This is a genomic window from Plebeiibacterium marinum (assembly GCF_026013615.1).
GTDB classification, from domain to species: domain Bacteria; phylum Bacteroidota; class Bacteroidia; order Bacteroidales; family Marinilabiliaceae; genus Saccharicrinis; species Saccharicrinis marinus_A.
The window spans coordinates 1-1,644 of sequence record NZ_JAPDPI010000107.1; the positions used below are offsets into that span (position 1 = coordinate 1).

Genomic DNA, 1,644 nt, shown 5'->3' on the forward strand with positions numbered 1-1,644 from the left:
CCTGAGTTCCGCACTTTTTTTAGGTAAAAAACATTAACATTCACTACTACAGTGTAATAAGCTAATTTTAGTTGCTATTTTGGGTGTCCCAGCCTTATATTTACACCATGTTTGTGCGAAAAAAGAAGAACAAAAGTGGAGTTATCAGTGTGCAAGTCATTGATAAGAGCTCAGGAAAATATAAAGTGATTAAAACCATTGGAAGTTCCTCTGTAGATACAGATATAGAAATGTTTTATCAACAAGGAGTTGATTACATCTCGCATTATGAAGGTCAGCAAACGTTTGATTTCTCTGCTCAAGACTTTAAAGAAACAGTCAAACAAAGCATTCGCAACATTTCAATAGAAGGAGTCCATCTGCTGATAGGAAGAATTTATACAGAGATTGGATTTGATAATGTCTGCAATGACTTGTTAAAACAATTAGTCCTGATTCGATTATCTCATCCGGCCAGTAAACTAAAAACAACTCAATATTTATACAGGTACTTTTCGATAGATATTAAAGAAGACCGGATTTACAGATATTTAGACAAGATTTATTCAGACTACAAAGAGGATCTTCAACAAATTAGTTATGAGCATACCAAGAAGGTGCTTGGCGGTATTGTTAGTGTCGTTTTCTACGATGTTACAACGATATACTTCCAAATAGACAATGAAGATGATGTGAGAAAGCGAGGTTTTTCCAAAGAAGGGAGACACCAAAATCCACAGATTGTATTAGGACTTCTTGTTGGAGTTGAAGGGTATCCGTTAGCATATGATATCCATGAAGGAAACAAATTTGAAGGTCATACCATGCTTCCCATTATAGATGCATTTAAAAACAAATATGACCTGAGAAAGTTAGTTGTTGTAGCCGATTCCGGCTTACTTTCATCATCTAATGTTAAAGATCTTCAGGAGAAAGGTTATGAGTTTATTCTTGGCGCCCGCATAAAAAATGAAAGCAAGTCGATTAAAGAAAAAATACTTGCCCTAAATCTTGAAGATAAATCCAGTGCTGTTATTCCTAAAACAGATGGCACAAGGTTAATTGTAGGATACACAGAAAAGAGGGCAAAAAAAGACAAGCATAATAGACAAAGGGGATTGATGAAGTTGGAACAGAAAATCAAATCAGGTAAACTGACCAAATCATCAATAAACAACCGGGGATACAATAAATATTTACAATTGGAAGGCGATGTAAATATTAGTATCGATCATGAAAAATTTGAAGAGGATGCTTCATGGGATGGACTAAAAGGTTACCTGACTAATACAACACTGACAAAGCAAGAGATTATCTGCAATTATGGACAATTATGGAAGATTGAGAAAGCATTTAGAGTTTCTAAGCATGACTTAAAAATTCGACCAATCTACCATAGGCTACAAAAAAGAATTGAGGCCCACATCACTATTAATTTTATTGCATATAAAGTTTACAAAGAACTTGAAAGGCAACTTAAACTTAAAACAGACAATATGAGCCCAGAGAAAGCTATTGACATTGCAAAGTCTATCTACGCAATAGAAATTGTTGATCCTACAAACGGTAATGTATTTAAGGAAACTCTTCTCTTAAATGACGAACAAAAATTTCTAGCTAAATTATTTGAATTTTAATTTGGGTGTCCCAGTGCGGAACTCAGGA

1 protein-coding gene is annotated in these 1,644 nt (G+C 34.4%); it reads left to right on the plus strand.

Translation table 11 applies throughout. The features are described 5' to 3' along the window. Nucleotides 1–107: 107 nt before the first annotated feature. Nucleotides 108–1,616 (plus strand): IS1634 family transposase, encoded by a 1,509-nt coding sequence (locus tag OM074_RS21050; protein ID WP_301202685.1) that lies wholly within the window; start codon nucleotides 108–110, stop codon nucleotides 1,614–1,616. Nucleotides 1,617–1,644 lie beyond the last annotated feature (28 nt).